The sequence below is a fragment of the Gudongella sp. QWL-04 genome (assembly GCF_058683975.1).
The window spans coordinates 1,737,042-1,761,199 of sequence record NZ_CM178754.1 but is presented as its reverse complement, the minus strand read 5'-3'; the positions used below and the strand labels follow the sequence as shown (position 1 = coordinate 1,761,199).

At 43.8% G+C, this 24,158-nt stretch carries 17 protein-coding genes; 16 read left to right on the top strand and 1 reads right to left on the bottom strand.

What is annotated here, in order from left to right; genetic code table 11:
• The first annotated feature begins 11 nt into the window (after positions 1-11).
• Positions 12-1,298 carry an amidohydrolase gene (locus AC4PHB_RS08730; protein WP_492136057.1) on the top strand — a complete coding sequence of 429 codons (1,287 nt, stop codon included), beginning with the start codon at positions 12-14 and terminating at the stop codon, positions 1,296-1,298.
• Positions 1,299-1,300: 2 nt separating this feature from the next.
• Positions 1,301-2,200, top strand: coding sequence for a ribokinase (gene rbsK, locus AC4PHB_RS08725; protein WP_492136056.1), 900 nt, complete (start codon positions 1,301-1,303; stop codon positions 2,198-2,200).
• A gap of 219 nt (positions 2,201-2,419) precedes the next feature.
• Here rbsK and AC4PHB_RS08720 read toward each other — a convergent pair whose 3' ends face one another.
• Positions 2,420-3,013, bottom strand: a complete 594-nt coding sequence (locus AC4PHB_RS08720) for a cyclodeaminase/cyclohydrolase family protein (RefSeq protein WP_492136055.1) — start codon at positions 3,011-3,013, stop codon at positions 2,420-2,422.
• 193 nt (positions 3,014-3,206) lie between these two features.
• Here AC4PHB_RS08720 and AC4PHB_RS08715 point away from each other — a divergent pair, with 193 nt between their 5' ends.
• The 14 genes from AC4PHB_RS08715 to pyrG all read left to right on the top strand — a co-directional run bounded on the left by AC4PHB_RS08715 (position 3,207) and on the right by pyrG (position 23,997).
• Positions 3,207-5,336, top strand: a complete 2,130-nt coding sequence (locus AC4PHB_RS08715) for an adenosylcobalamin-dependent ribonucleoside-diphosphate reductase (RefSeq protein WP_492136054.1) — start codon at positions 3,207-3,209, stop codon at positions 5,334-5,336.
• A gap of 226 nt (positions 5,337-5,562) precedes the next feature.
• Positions 5,563-6,750: a DUF3798 domain-containing protein gene (locus AC4PHB_RS08710; protein WP_492136053.1), complete on the top strand. Its 1,188-nt coding sequence runs from the start codon at positions 5,563-5,565 to the stop codon at positions 6,748-6,750.
• Positions 6,751-6,847: 97 nt separating this feature from the next.
• The gene (locus tag AC4PHB_RS08705; RefSeq protein WP_492136052.1) at positions 6,848-8,449 is read left to right on the top strand and encodes a sugar ABC transporter ATP-binding protein; all 1,602 of its coding nucleotides are present in this window, start codon (positions 6,848-6,850) and stop codon (positions 8,447-8,449) included.
• Complete coding sequence (locus AC4PHB_RS08700; protein ID WP_492136051.1) at positions 8,442-9,503, top strand: ABC transporter permease subunit; 1,062 nt, start codon at positions 8,442-8,444, stop codon at positions 9,501-9,503. Before AC4PHB_RS08705 ends, AC4PHB_RS08700 begins: the two co-directional genes overlap by 8 nt.
• Positions 9,503-10,969: an ABC transporter permease subunit gene (locus AC4PHB_RS08695; protein ID WP_492136050.1), complete on the top strand. Its 1,467-nt coding sequence runs from the start codon at positions 9,503-9,505 to the stop codon at positions 10,967-10,969. The genes AC4PHB_RS08700 and AC4PHB_RS08695 overlap by 1 nt, the downstream gene beginning before the upstream one ends.
• A gap of 339 nt (positions 10,970-11,308) precedes the next feature.
• Complete coding sequence (locus tag AC4PHB_RS08690; RefSeq protein WP_333688226.1) at positions 11,309-12,235, top strand: ABC transporter permease; 927 nt, start codon at positions 11,309-11,311, stop codon at positions 12,233-12,235.
• A 2-nt stretch (positions 12,236-12,237) separates the two neighbouring features.
• Positions 12,238-13,425, top strand: a complete 1,188-nt coding sequence (locus tag AC4PHB_RS08685) for an ABC transporter permease (protein WP_333688228.1) — start codon at positions 12,238-12,240, stop codon at positions 13,423-13,425.
• Positions 13,426-13,431: 6 nt separating this feature from the next.
• Positions 13,432-14,448, top strand: coding sequence for an ABC transporter ATP-binding protein (locus AC4PHB_RS08680; RefSeq protein WP_492136049.1), 1,017 nt, complete (start codon positions 13,432-13,434; stop codon positions 14,446-14,448).
• Position 14,449: 1 nt separating this feature from the next.
• The gene (locus AC4PHB_RS08675) at positions 14,450-15,433 is read left to right on the top strand and encodes an ABC transporter ATP-binding protein (protein ID WP_333686800.1); all 984 of its coding nucleotides are present in this window, start codon (positions 14,450-14,452) and stop codon (positions 15,431-15,433) included.
• Positions 15,434-15,559: 126 nt separating this feature from the next.
• Positions 15,560-17,215 (top strand): peptide ABC transporter substrate-binding protein, encoded by a 1,656-nt coding sequence (locus AC4PHB_RS08670; RefSeq protein ID WP_492136048.1) that lies wholly within the window; start codon positions 15,560-15,562, stop codon positions 17,213-17,215.
• 158 nt (positions 17,216-17,373) lie between these two features.
• Positions 17,374-18,555 carry an MFS transporter gene (locus AC4PHB_RS08665; protein ID WP_333686802.1) on the top strand — a complete coding sequence of 394 codons (1,182 nt, stop codon included), beginning with the start codon at positions 17,374-17,376 and terminating at the stop codon, positions 18,553-18,555.
• Between the two features lie 232 nt (positions 18,556-18,787).
• On the top strand, positions 18,788-21,142 hold the full coding sequence (locus AC4PHB_RS08660; RefSeq protein WP_492136047.1) for a Lon protease family protein: 2,355 nt from the start codon (positions 18,788-18,790) through the stop codon (positions 21,140-21,142).
• The gene (locus AC4PHB_RS08655; RefSeq protein WP_492136046.1) at positions 21,139-22,227 is read left to right on the top strand and encodes an Ldh family oxidoreductase; all 1,089 of its coding nucleotides are present in this window, start codon (positions 21,139-21,141) and stop codon (positions 22,225-22,227) included. Before AC4PHB_RS08660 ends, AC4PHB_RS08655 begins: the two co-directional genes overlap by 4 nt.
• A gap of 168 nt (positions 22,228-22,395) precedes the next feature.
• Positions 22,396-23,997, top strand: a complete 1,602-nt coding sequence (gene pyrG / locus AC4PHB_RS08650; RefSeq protein ID WP_492136045.1) for a CTP synthase — start codon at positions 22,396-22,398, stop codon at positions 23,995-23,997.
• The last annotated feature ends 161 nt before the right edge of the window (positions 23,998-24,158 follow it).

The following is a 24,158-nucleotide window of genomic DNA, read 5'->3' as shown; positions in this document are numbered from 1 at the left end:
AGGGTGGTATTATGACACACAGAATAAATGAGCTTCTTGAAAGCAAGAGGGAAGAGATAATAATCCTGGGACGAAGGTTGTTTGAAAATCCCGAGCTTGGCTACAAGGAGTATAAGACCAGAGAGCTTCTTCTTAGCTATATCAAAGACATAAAGCTTACTAGCTTTGAAGCCTATGCTATAACCGGATTTAAGGCTACCATAGGAGAGGGCAGGCCTCATATTGCACTTTTATTCGATATGGATGCTCTGCCTACCAAGGGTCATAAGCTTGCTTTGAATGAGGATCAGGCTGCTCATTCCTGTGGACACAATGCCCAGATGGCTCTTATGGCAGCTGCCTTCAAGGCAGTTTCTGAAAGCGGAATTTTAAAGGAAACCGGTGGAGCATTATCCCTAATAGCAGCCCCTGCAGAGGAGTTCGTAGACTTCGACTACAGAAGGAACCTCATAAAGGAGAGAAAGATAAAAACCTTTTCGGGGAAGCAGAACATGATAGCAGCAGGAGCCTTCGACGATGTCGATCTTATTATAGGAAGCCATGGCAATGGCCTTCCTGGAGCAGTCATAGAGACAGGAACCGCGTCAAATGGATTTATTGCAAAAACTGCTGTATTTAAAGGAGTATCTGCCCACAGCGGCGCTTATCCACACCTAGGAAGGAATGCCCTGAATGCCGCTATACTTGCCATCCAGGCAGTAGGGCTGCTTAGAGAGACCTTCCAGGATGACCACCACATAAGGTTCCATCCGGTGATCAAGGAAGGCGGAGACGCGGTAAATACAGTCCCTCATCGGGTAAAAGTAGAAACATATGTAAGAGGCAGCACAGTTGCAGCGATCAACGATGCAAACGACCGTATCAATAACGCATTCATTCATTCAGCAAAGGCTCTGGGCTGTGAGTGTGAGATAGAGGATATTCCCGGCTACCTTCCAAGTAATTATTTTGAAGGTGTAGACGTATATTTTCACAAGAGAGCTTTGGAGTATGTCAGAGTTGAAGACCTATTGACTGGAGGGAGGACCTTTGCATCTGATGATGTTGCGGATGTCTCAAATATTAAGCCAGTGCTCCATTTTGGTTTCAGCGGTTTTGGTGGAAGCTTTCATGGAGCGGATTTTCATATCCTTGACGAAGAAAAGGCTTACCTGGCTCCTGCTAAGCTTGTAGCAACAACGGTGGCAGACATGCTTATGGATAAGGTAAATCTGACTGCAGCTCTTAATGCATTCAAGCCGACTATGACAAAGGAAGCCTATGTAAAGAATTGGCTGAGTCTTAAGCTGGAGGTATAGAGATGTACGATATCCTTGTTGTAGGAAGCATCAATGCTGATCTGGTTTTTCAAACAAGCAGAAGACCTGAACCGGGGGAGACAGTCCTGGGAAGCAGCTTTATTACGGTTCCTGGAGGAAAAGGAGCCAATCAGGCGGTAGCTGCCGCAAGATTGGGAGCTAAGGTTGGATTTTTAGGCTGTGTGGGAGATGATGCCAATGGAAGGCTTATGCTGGAAAATCTTCAAAAACAGGGGGTAGATACTCAAGGTATTAAAATACTTGAGGGGATATCCACAGGAGTAGCGGGAATTATCCTTTCGGATGGAGAGAACAGCATTATTGTAATACCTGGAGCAAATCATCTGGTGACAAAAGAAATCATAGACGAACAAATTCAACTGATTTCAAACTCCGGGATGATCGTACTTCAGCTGGAGATACCAATTGAAACGGTTGAGTACGTACTGGAGATCTGCAGTAAACAAAATATACCGGTTATCCTAAACCCTGCTCCAGCCGCAGATATATCGATGGACTCTATTCTTAAGGCGACATATATTACGCCCAATGAAACTGAGCTCATGCATTTGTTTGGGAACAGGGATGCGGAGGATATCATTAAGGAGTATCCCAACAAGCTTATCCTGACTCGAGGGAAAAAAGGGGCATCATATCATAATGGTGAAAAGCTGATACATGTTGAAGGGCATCCCGTTAAGGTTGTAGATACCACAGGTGCCGGGGATACCTTTAACGGAGCCCTTGCAGCAGGCATTATTGAGGGAAAGGAACTTAAGGCCGCAGTGGAATTTGCCAACAAGGCAGCTGCCATAAGCGTAACAAAGCTCGGAGCTCAGGGCGGTATGCCGTGGAGGGAAGAACTGAATAATTCACAATTATCAAATCACAATTCACAATGAACAATGAAGGATCCTTCGCTAAAGTTCAGAATGATTAATTTTGGTCATCCTGAACGGTAGTGAAGGATCTTAGCTTCCCCTTGTAGTCTTCCACTTTCCACTAAACACTGTCCAACTCTCCAACTGTCCAACTAACGCTTATCGCCTAACGCTTGTCCCTTTCCCCTTTCCATTTTCTTTTTTCACTATTCACTGCCAGCTATTCACTATTCACTGGTTCTAATGCTGCCTTTCCCCAATATAGTACTTCTCCTCTTTAAGTAGTTTATCCATTTCTTCATGGAAAGCCCTTGAAACTTCCGGGTCGTGGATAAGAGAAAGATTAGCCTTGATACCTCCAGTGCATCCAATTATTCCTGCTTGTGCCAAAGCCATACCCGTAGATAGGTCGGAAGCTGCATTGCTGTCAGAGTTGTCTTTAAGCATCAACCCGATCCTATAGACCTTTTTACATAAACGACCGTTGTCCCGCATGACCTCCAGTGCTTTTATTCCGGACATTTCAATAGCGGAGGACCTGGATTTAACATCCTCCTCTGTTTCTCTGGGGAGCTTCATAGCGACACAGATATCCTGATATGCCTTTTGGTCCTCCTTGACCCCTCGAAGAAGCCTGAAGCTCATTTCGTCAAGCTCCTCAGCTAGCTCAAGGTATTGTCTGTCTTCCAGGCCATAGCACTTCATAAGCGAAAGCCTTGCAGTCATCCCGATAAGACCACATGCCATTGCTCCAGCCATTGCTGCTGCAGCACTTCCTCCCGCTGTTGCATCCTTCGAATCAAGTATTTTTTCAAGTGTATTTATGTAGCTCATATATATTCCCCCTTTTGCTAAGCCTCCTTAGCATAAATACCCCAAAATATCAATACCAAAATTGCCTTTTTTCATATTGAATATGGAGTAATAATATGGTAAATTGTATATATGTTGTATATGGTGCATCGACCACACACAATATATAGTTGTTGATGCTGGATATAGAGAACAAGCCAAGGGGGTAAATGCAATGTTGAAGGTGGAGAAGCGTAACGGCCAGATCGTGGAATTTCACGGAGAAAAAATCGAAATTGCCGTCAAGAAGGCTATGAATGAGACAGAAAAGGGTATTGATGAGGTTCTCGCCAGGGAAATAGCAGACAAGGCAATGGATGAATTTGCCAGTCTTGAAAAAGTAACTATTGAGCAGATCCAGGACTTTGTTGAAATCGAACTGATGAAGACAAGACCTGAGGTAGCCAGAAAATATATCATCTATCGTGAAGAAAGAGCAAGGCTGAGAGAGCAGGGCTGGAACATGACTGACCTGCAAAGAGATATTTACGAGAAGAAATATCGCTTTGACTCAGAGACCTTTGATGAATTCCTTGACAGGGTCAGCGGTGGCAATAACCCGATCAAAAAAGCCATCAAGGATAAGAAATTCATGCCTGCAGGCAGGATCCTTGCAGGCAGAGGACTTGACAAGCATGGAAGAAAAATCACTCTAAGCAATTGCTACGTTATGCCCAAGGTTGAAGACAATATTGAATCAATCTTTGACACAGCCAAGTATCTTGCAAGGACTTACTCCTACGGCGGAGGAGTTGGGTTGACGCTTTCAAAGCTCAGACCGAAGGGTTCCAAGGTAAACAACGCTGCCAGTACAACAACCGGGGCCGTAAGCTTTATGGACCTTTATTCAATGGTTACAGGACTAATAGGGATGAGAGGCAGAAGGGGAGCCCTGATGCTCAACCTTGATTGTATCCACCCGGATATCGAGGATTTTATAAACGTTAAGAATGACCTGAAAAAGGTAACCTATGCAAATATTTCGGTCAACGTAGACGACGAGTTTATGACAGCAGTAAAGGAAGACAGGGATTACACACTTTACTTTAAGGTCGAATCGACCGGTGAAGAGATCTCCAAAACCATAAGGGCAAGAGACCTGTTTAAAAAGCTTGCCTACAACAATTGGAACATGGCGGAGCCGGGGATCCTATACAAGAACAGGATAGACTCCTGGCATATGATGAGTCATGACGAAACCTTTGAGTTTGCTGGAGTAAATCCCTGTGCTGAAGAGACACTCCCTGCTTTTGGAAGCTGTAACCTCGCATCAATAAATCTAAGCGAATTTGTAAAGCATCCATTTACCAAATATGCCCGATTCGAGTTTGAGAAATTTGGAGAAATGGTGAGAAATGGAGTAATTTATTTAAACGAAGTCCTTGATGAGAATATGAATCTCCATCCGTTGGAGCAGCAGAGGGAAATGTCCAGAGAGCTTAGACAAATAGGTCTCGGTATCATGGGTCTTGCGGATATGTTCATAAAGATGGGAGTCAAGTATGGAAGCAGTGAGTCCATATCTCTTGTACATCAAGTAGGAAGAATAATGGTAAATGAAGCATTGAGACAATCGGCAATGATGGCTCAGGTCGACGGTCCTTTCCCAAGGTTCAACCTTGATGCAATATTAGCTTCTCCATTCGTCCAGGAGAATGCAGATGAGGACGTTATGGAGCTTATCAAGGAACACGGCCTGAGGAACAGCCAGCTCCTTACAATACCGCCGACAGGAAGCATTTCAACGCTTGTTGGCTGCAGCAACGGTGTAGAACCGATATTCCAGGTATCATATACGAGAAAGTCGGAGTCGCTTCATCTTGAAGATACCTACTACAAGGTATTCACACCGATAGTGAAGGAGTATATGGATACCAATGGCCTTTCCTATGAGGAGGAGCTTCCTGATTTCTTCATAACTACATCAAACCTCGAATACAAAGAGAGGATAGAAGTTCAGGCAACATGGCAGCAATATATCGATGCCAGCATATCATCTACTGTAAACGTGCCCAATGAATTCTCAGTTGAAGAGGTTGAGAACCTTTATATCTATGCATGGGAGAAGGGACTTAAGGGAATTACCATATACAGAGATGGGTGTGCAAGAAGCGGTATTCTTATAACTAATAAGAAAAAGTCAAACATTGACAAGATAGACGAACTGCAAGAACAGATCAGACAGCTTGCAGAGGAACAGCTGAAAATAGATCCTGAAACATGCCCTATGTGCGGTGGAAAGGTGAATCATTCCGGAGGTTGCGCAGAATGTCAGGACTGTGGATACAGCCCTTGTGCGGTATAGGATCACGGTAGCTATATACAAATTTTTCTAGTTTTCAAAAACCTTTAGAAATGGCACTGCTGCTAAAACGCAGTGCTGTTTTTTTATTTCCGGGATAATTGAGATACAATTTGCTGATTGTAATTCGCTGGGTTTTTTTGTATAATAAATTTCATATTAGAATTCTTTGAATTTTATGTCTATTCATTGAAGACTAATTACTACATAATATTAAAGGGGGATAATTATGTCAAAAAGGATTATCAGTTTACTTCTGGCCTTGACTATGGTACTTAGTCTGGCAGGCTGCAGAAGTGCAGAACCAGCACCTGCTCCAGCTCCGGCAGAGACACCTGCAGAAACTCCAGCTGAAGCTCCGGCAGAAGACTACAAGATCGGTATAATAACCGGTACGGTATCACAAGGTGAAGAAGAGTATCAGGCTGCTCAGAATATGGTCAAGAAATATGGCGATAAAATCGTAACAGCTACATATCCTGATAACTTCTCATCAGAGACAGAGACTACTATTGCTAACGTTGTTGCACTTTCATCAGATCCTGCCGTGAAAGCTATAGTATTCGTACAGGCAGTTCCAGGCGCATCAGCTGCAATTGACAAGGTAAGAGAAACAAGACCTGACATGCTGTTCGTAGCAGGGGTTGCAGCAGAAGACCCAGCGACTATATCAAGCAAAGCTGACGTAGTTATGCTTGTAGACGAGATTTCAATGGGATCATCAATACCTCAAAAAGCTTATGAAATGGGAGCTAAGACTTTCATCCACTATTCATTTGCTCGTCACCTCTCCTATGCTACAATAGCTGCAAGAAGAGAGCTTATGATAGAAAAATGCAAAGAGCTTGGTATCGAGTTTGTTGACGTAACTGCACCAGACCCAACAGGCGATGCAGGCGTATCAGGAGCTCAACAGTTCATTCTTGAAGACGTGCCAAGACAAGTTGCTCAGTACGGAAAGGACACAGCATTCTTCTCAACTAACTGTGCTATGCAAGAACCTTTGATAAGATCGATTCTTGAGCAAGGTGCTATATATCCGCAACAGTGCTGCCCAAGCCCATACCATGGCTATCCGGCTGCATTCAACGTTGATGTTGCAGGACATGAAGGCGACGTTCAATACATGCTTGATCAAATCGATGCTAAACTGACAGAAGCTGGCCAAGAAGGCAGAATGTCAACCTGGAGCGTTCCTATAAATATGCTTATGGTTGAGGCTGGAGTTGACTATGCAATCGAGTTTATCGAGGGAAGAACCAGCGGAACTAACGATGAAGCAGTACTTGGAACAATTATCAACAGAATCGCTGGCGGAGAAGGCTCTGCAACATTGTCCAAATACAATGAGGCTGGCGTAGAGCTTGAAAACTTCTACATGCTCCTTTGCGACTTCTATGATTTTGCAGCTAACTAAAATGTATTAGTATAGAATCCGCCGGCTTGATCGGTAAGCCGGCGGATTTTAATGCGTTAATTAGACAAAAAATAAGCAAAGGATAGGAGGGATGCAATTGGAAACCCGATATCTTCTGAATATGGAGAACATATCCAAGGAGTACTTTGGAAACAGGGTATTGAAGAGCGTTGATTTTAAGGTAAAACCAGGCGAAATACACGCCCTCATGGGAGAAAACGGTGCAGGTAAATCCACTCTGATGAATATTTTGTTTGGAATGCCGGTCATACATAGTACAGGTGGCTTTGAAGGAACCGTCGAAATAGATGGACAGCCTGCAGTTATTGATGCACCTCATAAAGCTATGGATTTTGGAATTGGGATGGTACACCAGGAATTTATGCTCATTCCAGGATTTACTGTAACCGAGAATATTAAGGTAGGCAGAGAGATAAGCAAACCTACTCTTTTGAGCAGATTTCTTGGAAGAAACCTTGAAACCCTTGATATGGACTCTATGAAAAGGGATGCGAAAAAAGCGTTGGGAGATATAGGCCTGAGTATCGAGGAGTATGTGAAGGTAGCAGGTCTGCCAATTGGCTATATGCAGTTTGTAGAGATAGCAAGAGAGATAGATAAGACAGGCATCAAACTCCTGGTATTCGATGAACCTACGGCAGTTCTAACTGAAAGTGAAGCTGAGAGATTGCTTGAGATCATGAGGACTATTGCCGGCAAGGGAATTGCAATAATATTTATAACTCATAGACTTGATGAAGTAATGGCAGTAGCAGACAGTCTTACGGTACTAAGAGACGGAGAATTTGTGGCTAGGAAGGATGTCAAGGACACTTCAGTAGTTGAGATCGCAGAGCTTATGATCGGTAGAAAGGTCGAAAAGCTGGTTGATGAACAGGAAGATCCCCGGACATTGTCTGACGATGATATTGCTATGTCGATCAAGGATTTCCATGTAGTGATGCCAGGTGAGATGGTAAAAGGTATAGATCTGGATATTAAAAAAGGTGAAATATTCGGCATTGGAGGCCTGGCAGGACAAGGTAAGGTAGGTATACCAAATGGCATAATGGGTTTGTATGAATCTGAAGGAACAGTGAAGGTATTCGGTGAGGAGCTGGATCTTAAAAAGCTCGGGAATGCATTGGAGCATGGAATTGCAAACGTTTCCGAGGATAGAAGAGGAGTAGGACTTCTCCTTGATGAATCGATAGAAAACAATATCGTATTTACAGCTATGCAAATTAAGGAGGACTTTATCAGAAAAATCGGCCCGATGAAGCTATACGACAGTAAAAAGGCGAAGGGTCATGCACTTGATATGATAAAGCTCCTTGACATAAGATGTACTGGACCAAAGCAGACAGCAGGGAGCCTTTCAGGAGGAAACCAGCAAAAAGTATGTTTGGCAAGGGCGCTTACGATAGATCCTGAAATCCTTATCGTTTCAGAACCTACAAGAGGAATCGATATCGGGGCTAAGAAGCTTGTATTGGAGTATCTTGTTAAGCTTAACCGGGAAAGGGGTCTTACAATAATAATGGTAAGTTCTGAACTTGTTGAGCTTAGGTCACTTTGTGACAGGATAGCAATAGTATCCGATGGAAAGCTGGCAAAGATACTCAAACCGGACGATCCTGATGCCGATTTCGGTCTTGCAATGGCAGGCTCAATGAAGGAGAGTGGTGGAAATGAGTGAAAGACTGAAGAGCATATATGACAATATAGGGCTGCCCAGGCTTATCATAGTCGGATTCTTCCTTACGATACTTGCTGCAGCAGCACCGCTTGGTCTGAATGTTTCCAGCCTAATGGGCGATGCCATAAGAAGATGGGCGATGTATGGAATACTGGTTCTCGCCATGGTACCTGCAGTACAGTCCGGGATCGGACTCAACTTTGGAATAAGCCTTGGTATAGTTGCAGGCCTTTTAGGTGCAACTCTTGCTATAGAGCTTGGCATAAGCAGTCCCTGGCTAAGCATATTATTTGCCATGCTGGTCGGTCTTGCAATAGGAAGTGTATTCGGTATCGGTTACGGAATGCTATTAAACAAGGTTAAGGGCTCTGAAATGACGGTTTCTACCTATGTAGGCTTTTCAGTCATAGCTTTTATGAATATGATCTGGCTGTCCCTTCCATATAAAAGCGGCGAGCTTATCTGGCCTCTTGGCGGGCAGGGAATGAGGACTACTATTAGCTTGGAGTCGAGCTTTGGTGGAGTATTCAATAATTTCCTGGCATTTACTATTGGAGATCCGGTGACAGGCTTATCCGTTCCTACAGGACTGATCCTTTTCTTTCTGTTAACATGCTTCCTTGTAGGAGTGTTTATGAAGAGCAAGCTTGGGATGGCAATGAGTGCAGCTGGTTCTAACCCTGCATTTACTAGATCCTCGGGGATAAACGTTGATAAGATGAGGATCCTTGGTACAGCTGTCTCTACAGCACTTGCATCAATTGGGATAATAACATATGCACAAAGCTACGGCTTTCTGCAGCTTTACAATGCACCGCTGATGATGGGCTTCCACTCGGTAGCTGCAGTTCTTATTGGAGGAGCTTCAATCAATAAAGCTAAAATATCTCACGTCATAATAGGAGCATTTCTTTTCCAGGGGATATTGGCAGTTGCTCTTCCGGTTGCTAATAAGGTCCTTCCGGAGGGTAACCTTTCTGACGTAATTAGAATAATCATTTCAAACGGTATCATCCTTTATGCCCTTTCAAAGACGAAGGGAGGAAGCAAATAATGAGCGAATCAAGACACAAGCTAATCAATAAGATTCTTGACAACAAGGTAGTTCTGCTATTCGTGATCCTCTGTATAGGTGCTATTTACGCCTCGGGAAATCCATTGACCTTTGTTTCGGCGGAGTTATTCACAAGGATCGGGCGTAACGGCTTCATGGTACTGGCATTGCTGATCCCCGTTCTTGCAGGCATGGGGTTAAACTTTGGTATCACTATAGGTGCGATAGCTGCTCAGATCGCGGTTTTCTGGGTAGTATACTGGGGATTCAAGGGAATTGAGGGCTTCCTTCTTGGAGTTCTTATGGCAACGCCGATAGCTATACTCTTTGGCTGGATGGTCGGAAGGCTGTTCAATAAAATGAAGGGTGCTGAAATGATTGCAGGTATGGTCCTTGGATACTTTGCGGACGGTATATATCAGCTGTTCTTCCTCTATGTAATAGGAGGCATAATCCCTGTCGACAGCCCAAGACTTATTATTCCCGGAGGAATTGGGGTTAAGAATACAATCGACCTGGCAGACAATATAAAGTATTCGCTGGATACAGTATCTATGCTTACTATAATCGAGATCCTATTCTTTATTACGATAGCTGTGCTTGTAATAAGAATGGCATACAACTTCATCAAGAAGACGGGGGTTTCCATAGTAAAAGATATTGTCCTGCTGGCGCTTGCCGGAGCAGTTTATGCAGCTACCTTTGTACCTCAAATGGAGGCATTCCTTGCAACTGACAGGTTGCTCCTCCTCCATGCGGTAATTATTGGACTTGCAGCCTGGACTGTGATCCAGCTTTGGAGAATAGTGAACAACAAGCTTATACTTAAAAAAGAGGATTTCAACATAAAACAGCCTATAGCTGCGATAATTGCAATGGCGATCGCTTTTGGACTGACTTATCTGAAGCCGGTAGAAGAGATCCTTATGTACGTATATATTCCGGTCACCACATACCTATGTATAGTCGCACTTTGCATATTCAACAATATGCTTCTCAAGACAAGACTAGGTCAGAACATGAGGACTGTAGGTCAAAGCAGGGTAGTTGCCAATGCGGCAGGTATAAATGTAGACAGGACCCGTATAATCGCCATGATACTATCAACAGTGCTGGCTTGCTGGGGACAGCTTATATATCTACAAAATATCGGTACCTTCTCTACCTATGGTGCGCATACTCAGGTGGCACAGTTCACCATTGCAGCACTGCTGGTAGGAGGTGCTTCAGTACAGAAGGCTACGAATAAGCAGGCTATAATCGGAGTAATATTATTCCATACACTGTTTATAGTTGCTCCACAAGCTGGAAAGCAGTTGTTCAACAACGCTCAGCTAGGGGAATACTTCAGGGTTTTCGTAGCATACGGTGTTATAGCCGTATCACTGGCAATGCATGCTTGGAAAACTACTATCAAGCCAGCGGTCAAGGACGGAAAACCAAAGGCAACAACTTCAAAGGCGTGATCAAAGGGGTGGCTTAAGCCACTCCTTTATTTAGGTGACGGAAGACAGGGCTACCATGGTGCTGTGATAGTGGAATGTGTGTATTTTTCAAGAACGGCTAGGCTTAGATGTTACCAGACAATTGCAAATATAATTTGAAAATTAGGTCCATAAGTGATAAAATTATACATGTCAAACGGACAACTTAATAAGAGTGTATTTGTAAAGTGGTTGAGTAGTTAGGGTTAATCCCGCTGTATAGGCAGGGGAACACATGCATGACAGCTTGTCAAATATACTCTATTTTTTTAACCTCATCGAAAGGATAGAGGAGAATTTTACAAGAAAGGAGCTACATAGTTGAAATCTTTTTATCTTAAGCGAATCATATCGATGCTTATCACGATCATCTTGATTACAACGCTTACATTCACAATGATGCACTCGATCCCGGGAGGCCCATTCACCAGAGAGAGACCTGTCCCAGATGAGATCCTGAGAGCTTTGAATGCTAAGTACAATCTGGATGACCCGCTTCCAGTTCAATACCTGAACTATATGAAGGGCCTTATAACCTTTGACCTTGGGCCTTCCTATTCCAAAATTGGAACAACTGTAAACGACCTTATAGAGTCGGGCTTCCCTGCATCGGCTAAAATTGGTCTTATGGCTACTGTAATAATAGTAGCATTAGGAATTCCCCTGGGGGTAATTTCCGCACTTAAGCAAAACAAGCCCATTGACTATGCCGTAATGATCATGGCGACCCTAGGCATAACTGTACCAAGCTTTGTCGTAGCTACAGTGATAATATATTTCTTCGCTGGTAAGCTCGGCTGGATCCCCAGCTTCGGCATAAATGATCCAAAGGGCTATATAGGTCCTGTAATTGCTCTTGCAGGCTATTCATTGTCGTTTGTAACGAGATTGACAAGGTCAAGCATGCTGGAGGTATTAAGGCAGGACTATATAAGGACTGCAAGGGCTAACGGCATAAAGGAGTTCTCGGTAATAATGAAGCATGCAATGAAAAATGCATTGATCCCTGTAGTCACTTACGTTGGTCCAATGATAGCGGCAATACTTACCGGTTCCTTCGTAATTGAGAAAATTTTTGCGATCCCTGGCATAGGCCGACATTTCGTCGAGAGCGTCAGCAACAGAGACTATACTACGATAATGGGGATAACAGTATTCTACGCCGTGTTCTACCTGATAATGGTATTTCTGGTTGACGTGGCTTATACGCTCATCGATCCTCGTATCAAGTTCAGGGAGGAAAAATAGGTATGTCAAAAGAAAAATTCGTATTTGTTGAGCAGACTGGAGAGGGAAGCGAGGCTGTTAGACCAAGCCTGACCTACTGGCAGGATGCCTGGAGGAGACTTAAAAAGAACAAGCTTTCAATGCTTGGAATATTGACCATAATACTGATACTACTGTTTGGATTTGTGGGACCAAGGTTTACGCCTTACTCCTATTCAGATCAGGTGAACGACTACAAAAACCTAGCCCCAAGGCTTGAGCTATATCAATTTGGAGATAAGTTCTTCCATGTCTCAAAGGACTACAATATGTTCCTTGTAGAATCCGATGGTACTCTTATTGAGAGACTTAAGCTGGATCCATTGAAGAGAGACATGATTAACAAGATATATGTTTATGAACTGGGAGATGAAGAGGTAAAGCTTGACTTTTCCTACAACCTTCTCCCGACTAAAATGGGCTATGATTACGACATGACCCTTGAGTATAATGGAGAGATCCAGCAATACCCGGCAGCTACCAAGTGGAACAAGCTTTTCCCGTTTGGAACTGACGGACTTGGCAGAGATCTTCTTACCAGAGTAATGTATGGAGCTCAGATATCACTTCTTGTAGCATTTATAGCAACTATCGCCAACCTTCTGATCGGAGTCGTATATGGAAGTATCTCAGGCTTCGAGGGCGGCAAGGTAGACAATATTATGATGAGGATCGTTGATATAATCAACTCCATACCACTGGTACTCTATGTAATCCTCCTTATGGTCTGGTTCAGAGGAGGCGGGTTATGGAACATCATCATAGCTCTGAGTTCAGTTTACTGGGTATCCATGGCGAGGCTGGTAAGAGGACAAATGCTTTCACTTAAGGAGCAGGAATTCGTTCTTGCAGCCAGGGTAATGGGCGTTTCCAAGAGGAAAATAATCTTCAGACACCTTATCCCAAATGCAATAGGACCAATCATTGTATCTATGGCGATGATGATCCCGTCAGCAGTGTTTACTGAATCCTTCCTAAGCTTTATCGGTCTTGGTGTTTCAGCACCAATGGCTTCTTGGGGTACTTTGGCCAATAACGCACTTGCAGGACTGACTACTTACCCGTATCAGCTGTTCTTCCCTGCAATGGCAATAGCTGTAACGATGTTGGCATTCAACTTCATAGGCGACGGACTTAGAGACGCTTTGGATCCAAGACTAAGGAAAGGATAGGGAAAAATGGACAACAGAGAATATATTTTAGAGATAAATAACTTAAAAACCTCGTTCTATACCCATGTCGGAGAGGTACAGGCAGTAAGAGGAATATCCTTTAAGATGAAAAAAGGGGATGTAATGGGGATAGTAGGCGAGTCAGGAAGCGGTAAGAGCGTCACAGCTCTTTCTGTTATGAAGCTGATCGACTCTCCTGGGAAAATAAAGGAAGGCAGCATAATATTCGACGGCAAGGACATAACTAACTACACCGAGAATCAAATGTCGAATATAAGAGGGAACGAAATAGCTATGATCTTCCAGGACCCAATGACCTCACTGAATCCTGTATTTAAGATCAAGGATCAAATGGTGGAGGTAATTGAGAGGCACCAGAAGCTGGGCAAACACAAAGCAACTGAAAGAGCTCTTGATATGCTGAGGCTTGTCGGGATCCCTGAACCTGAAAGAAGGATAAACTCATACCCTCACGAATTTTCCGGAGGAATGAGACAACGTGCCATGATAGCTACTGCACTGTCCTGCAGTCCAAAGCTGCTCATCGCTGATGAGCCGACCACTGCGCTTGACGTGACGATCCAGGCTCAGATACTTGATATCATGAGGGATATATCAGTCAAGACGGGAACTTCGATCATATTGATCACCCATGACCTTGGGGTCATAGCTGAAACCTGTAATGATCTTATAGTTATGTACGGTGGAATGCCGATGGAAATGGGAAGCGTGGAGGATATTTTTGCAAATCCACAGCATCCATACACTCAAGGACTTTTAAAATCTGTTCCGAGGATGGACAGAGAGCAAAAGGAAAGACTTAAGCCGATAGCAGGATCTCCTCCGGATCTTTTGAAGCCTCCTGCTGGATGCCCATTTTCAACCAGATGTCCTCATGTAATGCAGATTTGCAAGGAGCAACCTGCGCCAATGTTTAAGGTAGGCGAAGATCATACATCAGCATGCTGGCTACTCCACGAGGATGCCCCGGTAGTTGAAGGCTTTGGAAAGGGGGTTCTGTAGGATGGAACAAAACAGACCACTATTGGAAATCAAAAATCTTAAGAAATATTTCACTATAGAGACAGGAGGCTTTTTCAACAGAAGAAGCGCGAATCTGACAGCTGTTGACGACGTGTCATTTTATATCAAGAAAGGCGAGACCTTTGGACTTGTTGGAGAATCAGGCTGTGGAAAGTCGACTCTTGGAAGATCCATCGTCAGACTTTATCAGCCAACAGGCGGACAGATCATATATGATGGAGACGACATTACAAATATATCCCAACACGAGATGCTTAAGTACAGGAAGAGACTTCAGATGATATTTCAGGACCCTTACGCATCCTTAAACACAAGGCTTACTGTTTCAGAGATCATCGGAGAGGGTATAGAAACTCACAAGCTCTATACTGGTCAGGAGAAGCTGGATAAGATTTATGAACTTCTTACGACCGTAGGACTTAAAAAGGAGCATGCCAACAGGTATCCCCATGAGTTCTCAGGCGGACAAAGGCAGAGGATCGGTATTGCAAGAGCTCTTGCTGTAGAGCCGGATCTAGTGGTATGTGATGAGCCAATTTCGGCACTAGATGTGTCAATCCAGGCACAGGTAGTAAATATGCTTGAGGATCTACAGGACAACATGGGCCTTACCTATCTTTTCATCGCCCATGACCTGTCAATGGTCAAGCACATTTCCGACAGGATAGGTGTAATGTACCTTGGCAAGATGATGGAGATCACTGATAGCAATGAGCTTTACAGAAGGCCGCTGCATCCATATACTCAGGCTCTTCTATCCTCGATACCTATTCCTGATCCGAAGAAGAACAAGGAGCACAAGAGGATAATACTTCAGGGAGACGTAAAGAGCCCTATAGATCCTCCTGAAGGGTGCAGGTTTGCCAGCAGGTGCAGATATGCTATAGACATCTGTCGTGAGGTAACCCCTGAGCTTCGTGAGGTTGAGCCAGGCCACTTCGTAGCCTGCCATCTTGTTAAATAGACAAAATGTGGTATAATATACTAAAGTGAGCTTAGTGCAAAGCAATACAGAAATTCATGAGTTTAGTATTTAATCCGGAACGTCCGGTTTAAATAGCAGCATCAACATCAATAAGGAGGGGAAAAAATGAACAAAAGACTATTAGCGCTCGTACTGGTACTGACAATGGCTGTATCATTGTTGGCAGGATGTGCACAGCCGGCACCTGCACCAGAACCAGCACCAGAGCAACCTGCAGAGCAACCAGCAGAACCAGCAAAAGAAGCAGTTTTCAACTGGAATATAGGTGCAGATCCTAAGACTATCGACCCAGTTCTAAACGGAGCAAGTGATGGTGGAGACGTCATCAACCAAACTTTCGAGGGTCTGACAAGAGAAAAGAGCGGTACTGTATATCCTGGAATCGCTGAAAGCTGGGAAGTATCAGAAGACGGTCTTACTGTTACCTTCAAGCTGAGAGAGTCCAAGTGGTCTGATGGTTCACCACTTACAGCTCACGACTTCGTATACTCCTGGAAAAGAGGAATGGATCCAGCTACAGCTTCAGAGTATGCATGGATTTGGGAGTACACAAACATAGTTGGTGCTTTTGACGCAGTAAATGGAGCATCACTTGATGCAGTTGGAGTAAAAGCACTTGATGATCAAACTCTTGAAGTTAAGCTTATAACTCCTACAGATTATATCGTAAGCTTACTATCCTTCTACCACTTCCTGCCAACTAAGCAATCAGCAGTAGAAGCTGGAGCAGACGGCGCATGGGCAAAGGATCCTGCTGTAGCAGTATCAAATGGACCTTTCAAGTTGACAAGCTATAAGATAGGCGAAGGCTTGACACTTGTTAAGAACGAAAACTACTGGAACGCAGCAGAAGTTAAGATCGACAGGATCGAAGGTAAATTCATCGACGAGCAAGCAACAGCTTACCAAGCATATCAGGCAGGCGAGCTTCATCTGTTACCAGATGTTCCACCAGCAGAGATACCAACTCTAATGGCAGAGAGCTCAGAATTCTATGTATTCCCACTATTGGGAACTTACTACTATAACATCAATATGGATCTTCCGATGTTCCAGGACGTAAGAGTTAGAAAAGCTCTTAACCTTGCAATTGACAGAGAGCTTATAACTGAGACTATGGGATCAGGACAAATTCCTGCAGCAGGCTTTGTACCTCCAGGATTCCTAGATCACGAAGGAAATGACTTCTTCGAAAAATCAGGCACTTACGGAATCGCATCCGATGCTAGCAAGGTTGCTGAAGCTCAAGCGTTATTGGCTGAAGCTGGCTTCCCAGGCGGCGCAGGATTCCCAGAATTCACACTTATGTACAATACAGGCGCTGGTCATCAACAAGTTGCTGAGCTTGTACAAGAAATGTGGAAAACTAACCTTGGTATAAGTGTTAAGCTTGAAAACCAAGAGTGGGCAGTATTCCAAGATACTAGAAAAGAAGGAGACTATGAAGTTGCTAGAGGCGGATGGCTGACAGACTTCATGGATCCAATGGGACTTCTTGCAATATTTACAAGCGAGAATGCATACAACGATCCAAACTTTAAAAATTCAGAATATGACACACTTCTTTCAACAGCTGCTAAGACAAGAGGAGCTGAGCACTTTGAGGCTCTTTACGCAGCTCAAGAAATACTGATGTCAGAGCTTCCTATAATCCCAGTATATCACTATACTGATATAGTTCTTGCATCACCAAAGCTTCAAGGATGGGACAGATCAGTTCTTGGAACTCTAGACTTCTCAACAGCTTCTATAGTAGAATAATCTAAGCTAAATCAGACGCAGTCCTTCGGGGCTGCGTTTTGTTTTAAAGCAGTGGGGAAGGTTCCTGCTGCTTTTTTCTTTTCTTGGCATTAGTTGTTTGTTTCGTTCTTTTATGCTAAAATGTATCCTAACATGCTTTAATTGAAAGAAGGATATTGATGGACAGACAATACAAAAAATTAATGATAATATCTGTGTTCCTATGGTTAGCTACAAACTTCCACCATCCCGTAAATCCAACATATTTTACACAGTTGAATTTGCCAAGCCATGTATTTGGTACCTCGATGGCTGTTATGGTATCAGTAGTATTCCTGACTTCACCCATATGGGGAAGCTTGGGAGATAATTACGGCAGAAAGAAGACTCTTGTATACTCTACGCTTTTTTACGGATTGACTCAGATAACATACGGAATGTCCACTCAGCTTTGGCACATACTCCTGCTTCGTGCTATTGCAGGGTTGTTCAGCGGAGGGTTCATGGTAGGATTTCTTGCAGCTGTTGTGGATGTATCCAATGAATCCAACAGAGCTGAAAGGATAGCTGCCTTCTCAGCTGTGATGAGCGTTTCCATGTCTGCAGGCTTTCTTATAGGTGGAATCCTGGGTTATCTTCCGGTCAGGTATGTATTCTATATTCAGGGGATCACTATGATAGCAGTGAGTCTTGCGATACATTTAGCCCTGGGAGAGACCAATTCTCCTTCAGGTAAGAGCTCCAAGCCCGATTTTATCTGGAATATTTTAAAGGATAGAGAAAAATCAAAGGCAGTATTCACTCCATGGATCATGATTTTCCTTGGCGTGACTCTTTTCGTGTTTATCGCTTACTCCAGCAACACGAATGCATTCAACTATTATCTAAAGGAGCAGCTGGATTTCAAGCCAGTTGTGAACGGCATATGGAGGGCGGGAACAGGAATATTCGGCCTCATTGCAAATCTTACTATAAATGTTTGGATAGCAAGAAATTATAAGGGGAAGAATGCTCTGATAATTTTCTTGAGTTTAACTCTACTCGGTGCATTTATGATTTTTGCCAATAAAAGCATTGTTCCGTTTATGGCATGGAGTCTTTTCTATTTTACAATGCATACTGTTCTTTTTCCAATGCTCCAGAGCTTTGCAGTCAAGAGCACAGAGCATGGCGCAGGGTTTATGTCAGGCTTGTTCAGTGCATCCAGGTCTTTAGGCGAAATGCTGGGGGCCCTTATAGCGGGATTTGCATATGGAATAGGCAACAGAGTACCGTTCTTGCTGTCTATAATCGCAATGGCCATCGCACTGATCCTTGGGGTCATGCAGCTAACTCTAAGAACCGGAAAAGAAATAAATTGAAATTAGAAGACAAAACATTTAATATTAAGATATCGAGAACTGGAAGGGAATGATTTTAATGAAAGTAAAGAAAACTGTATCGATAGTGCTGGCAATAATAATGGTGGTAGCCATGATAGTTCCTGTGCTGTTAAATGCTTTCTATTAAACCAGGTATAAGCCTGGTTTTTTGTTTGTAAAAAAATAGATGGGTATAAAAGATATGAGCGTTTACAAGTTGGGAGGGATACTGATGAAGGATAAGTACAGATTGATGCCGGAGGAGCTGACCAGTCCATGCAACATTGAGCTTCTTGATTTTCAAACCACCGAGACTGTTGAGCCTTTGAAGGGGATAATCGGCCAGGATAGAGGTGTAGATGCCTTAAGCTTTGGTCTTAAGATGAGGAAGAGGGGCTATAATATCTATGTTGCTGGTTTGAGCGGAACAGGTCGCAGCAGCTTCACATATTCCATAGCTCAGGATTTTGCAAGAAAACAGCCCGTACCTCAGGACTGGGTATATGTTTACAACTTCAACAAAAAAGAATCTCCCAAGGCTTTGCCGTTTCCACATGGTAAGGGAAAGGATTTCAAAAAAGATCTGGAGGGCCTGGTAGAAGGCTTTAAGAAGACCATTCCGGAAGCTTTTTCCGGGATAGAGTATGAGAACAGAAAGAACAATCTGTTCAAGATAACCAACCAGAAGAAAAGTGAGGTCCTTAAGAAGCTCAACGAAAAGTCCCAGGAGTTTGGCTTCGTATATACTCCAAGCGACCAGGGTCTTATTTCAATACCTCTCAAGGAGGGAAAGCCAATCAATGAGCAGGAGTATAGCTCATTGTCTCTTGAAGAGCGTGAAAGCATGATGGAGAAGTATGAGGAGCTAAGGATCGCCACAGTTGAGGAGTTTAACGACCTGAGGCTGCTGGATGAAGAACTGGAGGATTACCTCACACAGCTTGATGAAAATATGGCAAAGGAGCTTATCCAGTACGACATAAAGAAGCTTTTGGACAGCTATGGAAGCATACCCTCAACTGCAATATACCTAAACGAGCTGGAAAAGGACATCATAGAGAATATCGAGAAATTTAAGGCCAAAGCAGCACCGAAGAATTTCTCTCTATTTGACATACCAATGCCTTCCGACGATAATTTCTTCATAAGATACAAGGTCAATCTTTTCGTGGACAACAGTCATCTGGAACATGCACCCATTATAAACGAATCAAATCCAGTGTACAACAACCTGATGGGAAGTATTGAATACAGGAGCCATATGGGGGTTCTGACTACAGACTTTATGCAGATAAAACCCGGCTCTCTCCATCAGGCAAATGGAGGATATATTGTATTCCAGATGAAAGAGATATTGAACAACCCCATATCCTGGGAAATGCTTAAAAGGTCCTTAAAGACCAATGAAATAAATATTGAGAACTATAATAGACTTATGGGCATGGCAATCACCTCGAGTCTTAAACCAGAGCCTATACCCCTCGATGTCAAGGTAATTATAATCGGGGATGACTACACCTACAGTATTCTATATGATTATGACGACGATTTTAGAAAGCTTTTTAAGGTAATGGCAGATTTTGATATTGAGATGGAGAAGAATCCGGAAAACATAAAAAGAATGGCAGAATTTATTTCAACTAACACAAAGGAAAGCGGCATTAAACCCTTTGACAAGACCGCTGTAGCAAGAGTGGTTGAGTTCAGCACAAGGCTGGCCGGACACCAGGGGAAGCTAAGCACTCAGTTCAATCAAATAATTGAGATACTGTACGAAGCAGATCTCTGGGCTGAACAGGATGGAAACAGCATCATCACAGAAAAGCATGTGAAGGAAGCGATCGATGGCAAGATAAAACGGTCCAACAAGTACGAGGAAAAACTGAATGAAATGTTCGTCGAGGGTACTCTTCTCATAGACATAGATGGAGAGGAGGTAGGCCAGATAAATGGATTGGCAGTTATGGGAACCGGGGAATACAGCTTCGGAAAGCCCAGCAGAATAACGGCGACCGTATATCGGGGCGAGAAGGGAGTAATCAACATTGAGCGGGAAGCAAGACAAAGTGGGAGGATCCATGACAAGGGCGTACTCATACTAAGCGGCTATCTTGGGCAAAGATACGCTCAGAAAAAGCCATTAGGTTTAACCATTGGTATCGGCTTCGAGCAAAGCTATTCAGTGGTAGATGGGGACAGCGCCTCAAGTACTGAGCTCTATGCTATACTTTCGTCCATCTCAGATGTCCCTATCAAGCAGTATCTTGCAGTAACAGGCTCAGTGAATCAGAAGGGCGAGATCCAGCCAATAGGCGGAGTAAATGAAAAAATCGAGGGATATTTCCAGGTCTGCAAGATCATGGGACTTACAGGTAAGCAGGGTGTCGTAATACCAAGAACAAACCTTAACAACCTGACCTTGAGGGAGGAAGTAGTTGAAGCAGTAAGGAATGGAGAATTCCACATATATGCGATCGATCATATAGAGCAGGGGATAGAGGTTTTGATGGATAAGACCGCAGAGGAAATAGACCTGCTTATTAATGGGAAGCTGGAAGCCATGTATTCCCAGGAGGAAGAAAAATGAGCGAAAAAAGGTTAATTATGGCTATTGAGCTAAAGTTGTTCATGGAGGAGGTCCTGAGGAGCTATGGTGTACCCGAGGATGAAGCTGAGATAATTGCAGACGTACTGATATCTGCAGACATCCAGGGTATAGATTCTCACGGGATCGGTCGTTTCAAGCCAATATATGTCGACCGTTTTGAGGAAGGTATACTTGAGCCTGTCACCAGACTGGAGGTAGTTAGTGACAATATGGCGACAGCCATCCTGGATGCCCATGACGGTTTTGGACATGTAGCAGGCAAGAGGGCTATGGAGCTTGCCATTGAAAAGGCAAAGATTTATGGAATATCCATCGTATCAGTAAAAAATTCCTCACACTACGGGATAGCAGGCTATTATGCTCAGATGGCTGCTGAAAAGGGTATGATAGGCATCACAGGAACCAATGCAAGGCCATCCATCGCTCCGACGTTCGGGGTTGAGAATATGCTTGGAACCAATCCGTTAACGCTGGCAATACCAAGCGATGAGGACTTTGACTTTGTTCTCGATTGTGCTACGTCGACTACCCAAAGAGGAAAGATAGAGAAGTATGCCAGAGAAAACAGGCCTCTTCCCAAGGGATGGGTGATCGACCATCAAGGAAACAGCGGAGAGGATCCTAAGCTGGTACTTGATCAACTTGTAAAAGGCTACGCAGCCTTGACTCCACTTGGTGGCGTTGGAGAAGACAATGGCGGGTATAAGGGCTATGGTTATGCGACCTTCATTGAGATACTATCGTCAGGGCTCCATCTGGGTCCGTTCATGCAATCACTTGTCGGCAAGGATGAAAGCGGTAAACCGGCTCCATATAGACTTGGTCATTTCTTCATTGCTATAAATGTAAGTCATTTCGTCGATGAAGAGAGCTTCAGAAAGCACACTGGCGATATACTGCGAGCACTCAGGGCATCTCAAAAAGCTCCCGGAGAGGACAGGATATATACAGCAGGGGAGAAGGAGCATATCTTCAGGCTCCAACGGGAAAAGACCGGTATCCCGATCGATAATGTCGTCTACGATCAAATAAGAGAGCTCAGGAGAAGATGCGGACTAAAATAAAAGCAACGGGGACTGGGACTGTCCCTGTTGCTTTTTAGTTTCTGATTTTTCTAAGACTGATAAACAACAAAAAAACAATGGTTATTCCACTCAAATCCTTTGACACACTAACGTGGTTGGGATAAAATAATCAAGTTAAAAAGTGTATAAAGAAGGAGGGGAATCAAAGTGGAAACCAAGTACATTTTTATCACGGGAGGAGTTGTGTCATCCCTTGGGAAAGGGATCACAGCCGCAAGCCTTGGAAGACTCTTGAAAAGCAGAGGACTGAAGGTCACGATCCAAAAGTTTGATCCTTACATCAACGTTGACCCAGGGACACTTAGCCCATACCAGCACGGAGAGGTATTTGTTACTGAGGACGGAGCAGAGACCGATCTTGACCTTGGTCATTACGAAAGGTTTACTGATGAAAATCTTGACTCTGACAGCAGCGTCACTACAGGAAGTGTCTATTGGGCAGTTCTGAACAGAGAGAGAAACGGTGACTACGACGGAAGGACAGTCCAGGTGATTCCCCATATCACAAACGAGATCAAGGAGAGGATAATAAAGGCATCGAAAAGCAAGGATGTCGATGTTATAATCTCTGAGATAGGAGGAACTGTAGGCGATATCGAATCACTGCCGTTTCTTGAGGCGATAAGACAGATTAAGCATGACGTTGGCAGGGAGAATGTTATGTACATCCATGTCACCCTGATACCGTATCTTTCTAAGGCAGGAGAATTGAAGACTAAACCTACCCAGCATAGTGTGAAGGAGCTTCGAAGTATAGGGATACAACCGGATGCATTGATATTAAGGACCGAAAAGCCATTGGACAGAGGAATCAAGGAGAAGGTAGCGCTATTTACAGACCTTGATCCAAGCTCAGTAATCGAGAATGGGGATGCTGCTTGCATTTACCAGGTACCGCTACTGCTGGAATCAGAGGGCCTTGCTGAAAATGTATTAAAGCACCTTGGTCTAAGCTGCACTGCACCTGATCTTTCTGATTGGAGATACCTGGTTGACAGGGCAACAAACCCAAGCAAATCAGTCAGGATAGCTCTTGTTGGAAAATACGTGGAGTTGAAGGATGCCTACCTTTCTGTTATTGAGGCATTAAGACATGCCGGCATCGAAAATGACGCCGAGATTAAGCTTGAATGGATACATTCAAGAGACGTCACAGACCAGAACTCGGCCAGACTGTTTGGTGAGGCTGACGGGATACTGGTACCTGGAGGCTTTGGGCAGAGAGGTATGGAAGGAAAGATTTCAGCTATAAGATACGCAAGGGAGAACAAGGTGCCCTATCTTGGACTATGCCTTGGTATGCAGCTTGCAAGCATAGAGTTTGCGAGGAATGTTGTAGGCCTGACTGGTGCCAACAGCACAGAACTTGAGCCAAATACTCCCTATCCGATAATCGATATACTTCCCGATAAAAGAGATATTACAAAGCTGGGAGGGACCCTGAGACTTGGTTCATATCCATGTATATTGAAGGAAGGCTCTAAGGCAAGGGAAGCTTATGGAGCAGAAATGATCCACGAAAGGCACAGACACAGATATGAGTTCAACAATCTTTACAGAAAGCAGCTTGAGGAAAAGGGATTCAGCTTCTCGGGTCTTTCGCCCGACGGGGATCTAGTTGAGATAGTTGAGATAAAGGACCATCCGTGGTTTGTCGCCTCCCAATTCCACCCGGAATTTAAGTCAAGGCCGACAAAAGCTCACCCGCTGTTCAGAGGATTTGTTAAGGCAGCGCTGGAGAATCAGTGAATATCGAACAGTGAATAGTGAATAGTAGGAGAGGTCATTGACCTCCCGAGAATAACAAGAAAAACGTTAAATTTGAAGTCACAATTAATGATAAGAAGATTGAGGGGTAACACTTTTGAGGACATTTCCTGGCCAAGCGGCCGTGAGCGGTCCGATAAAAG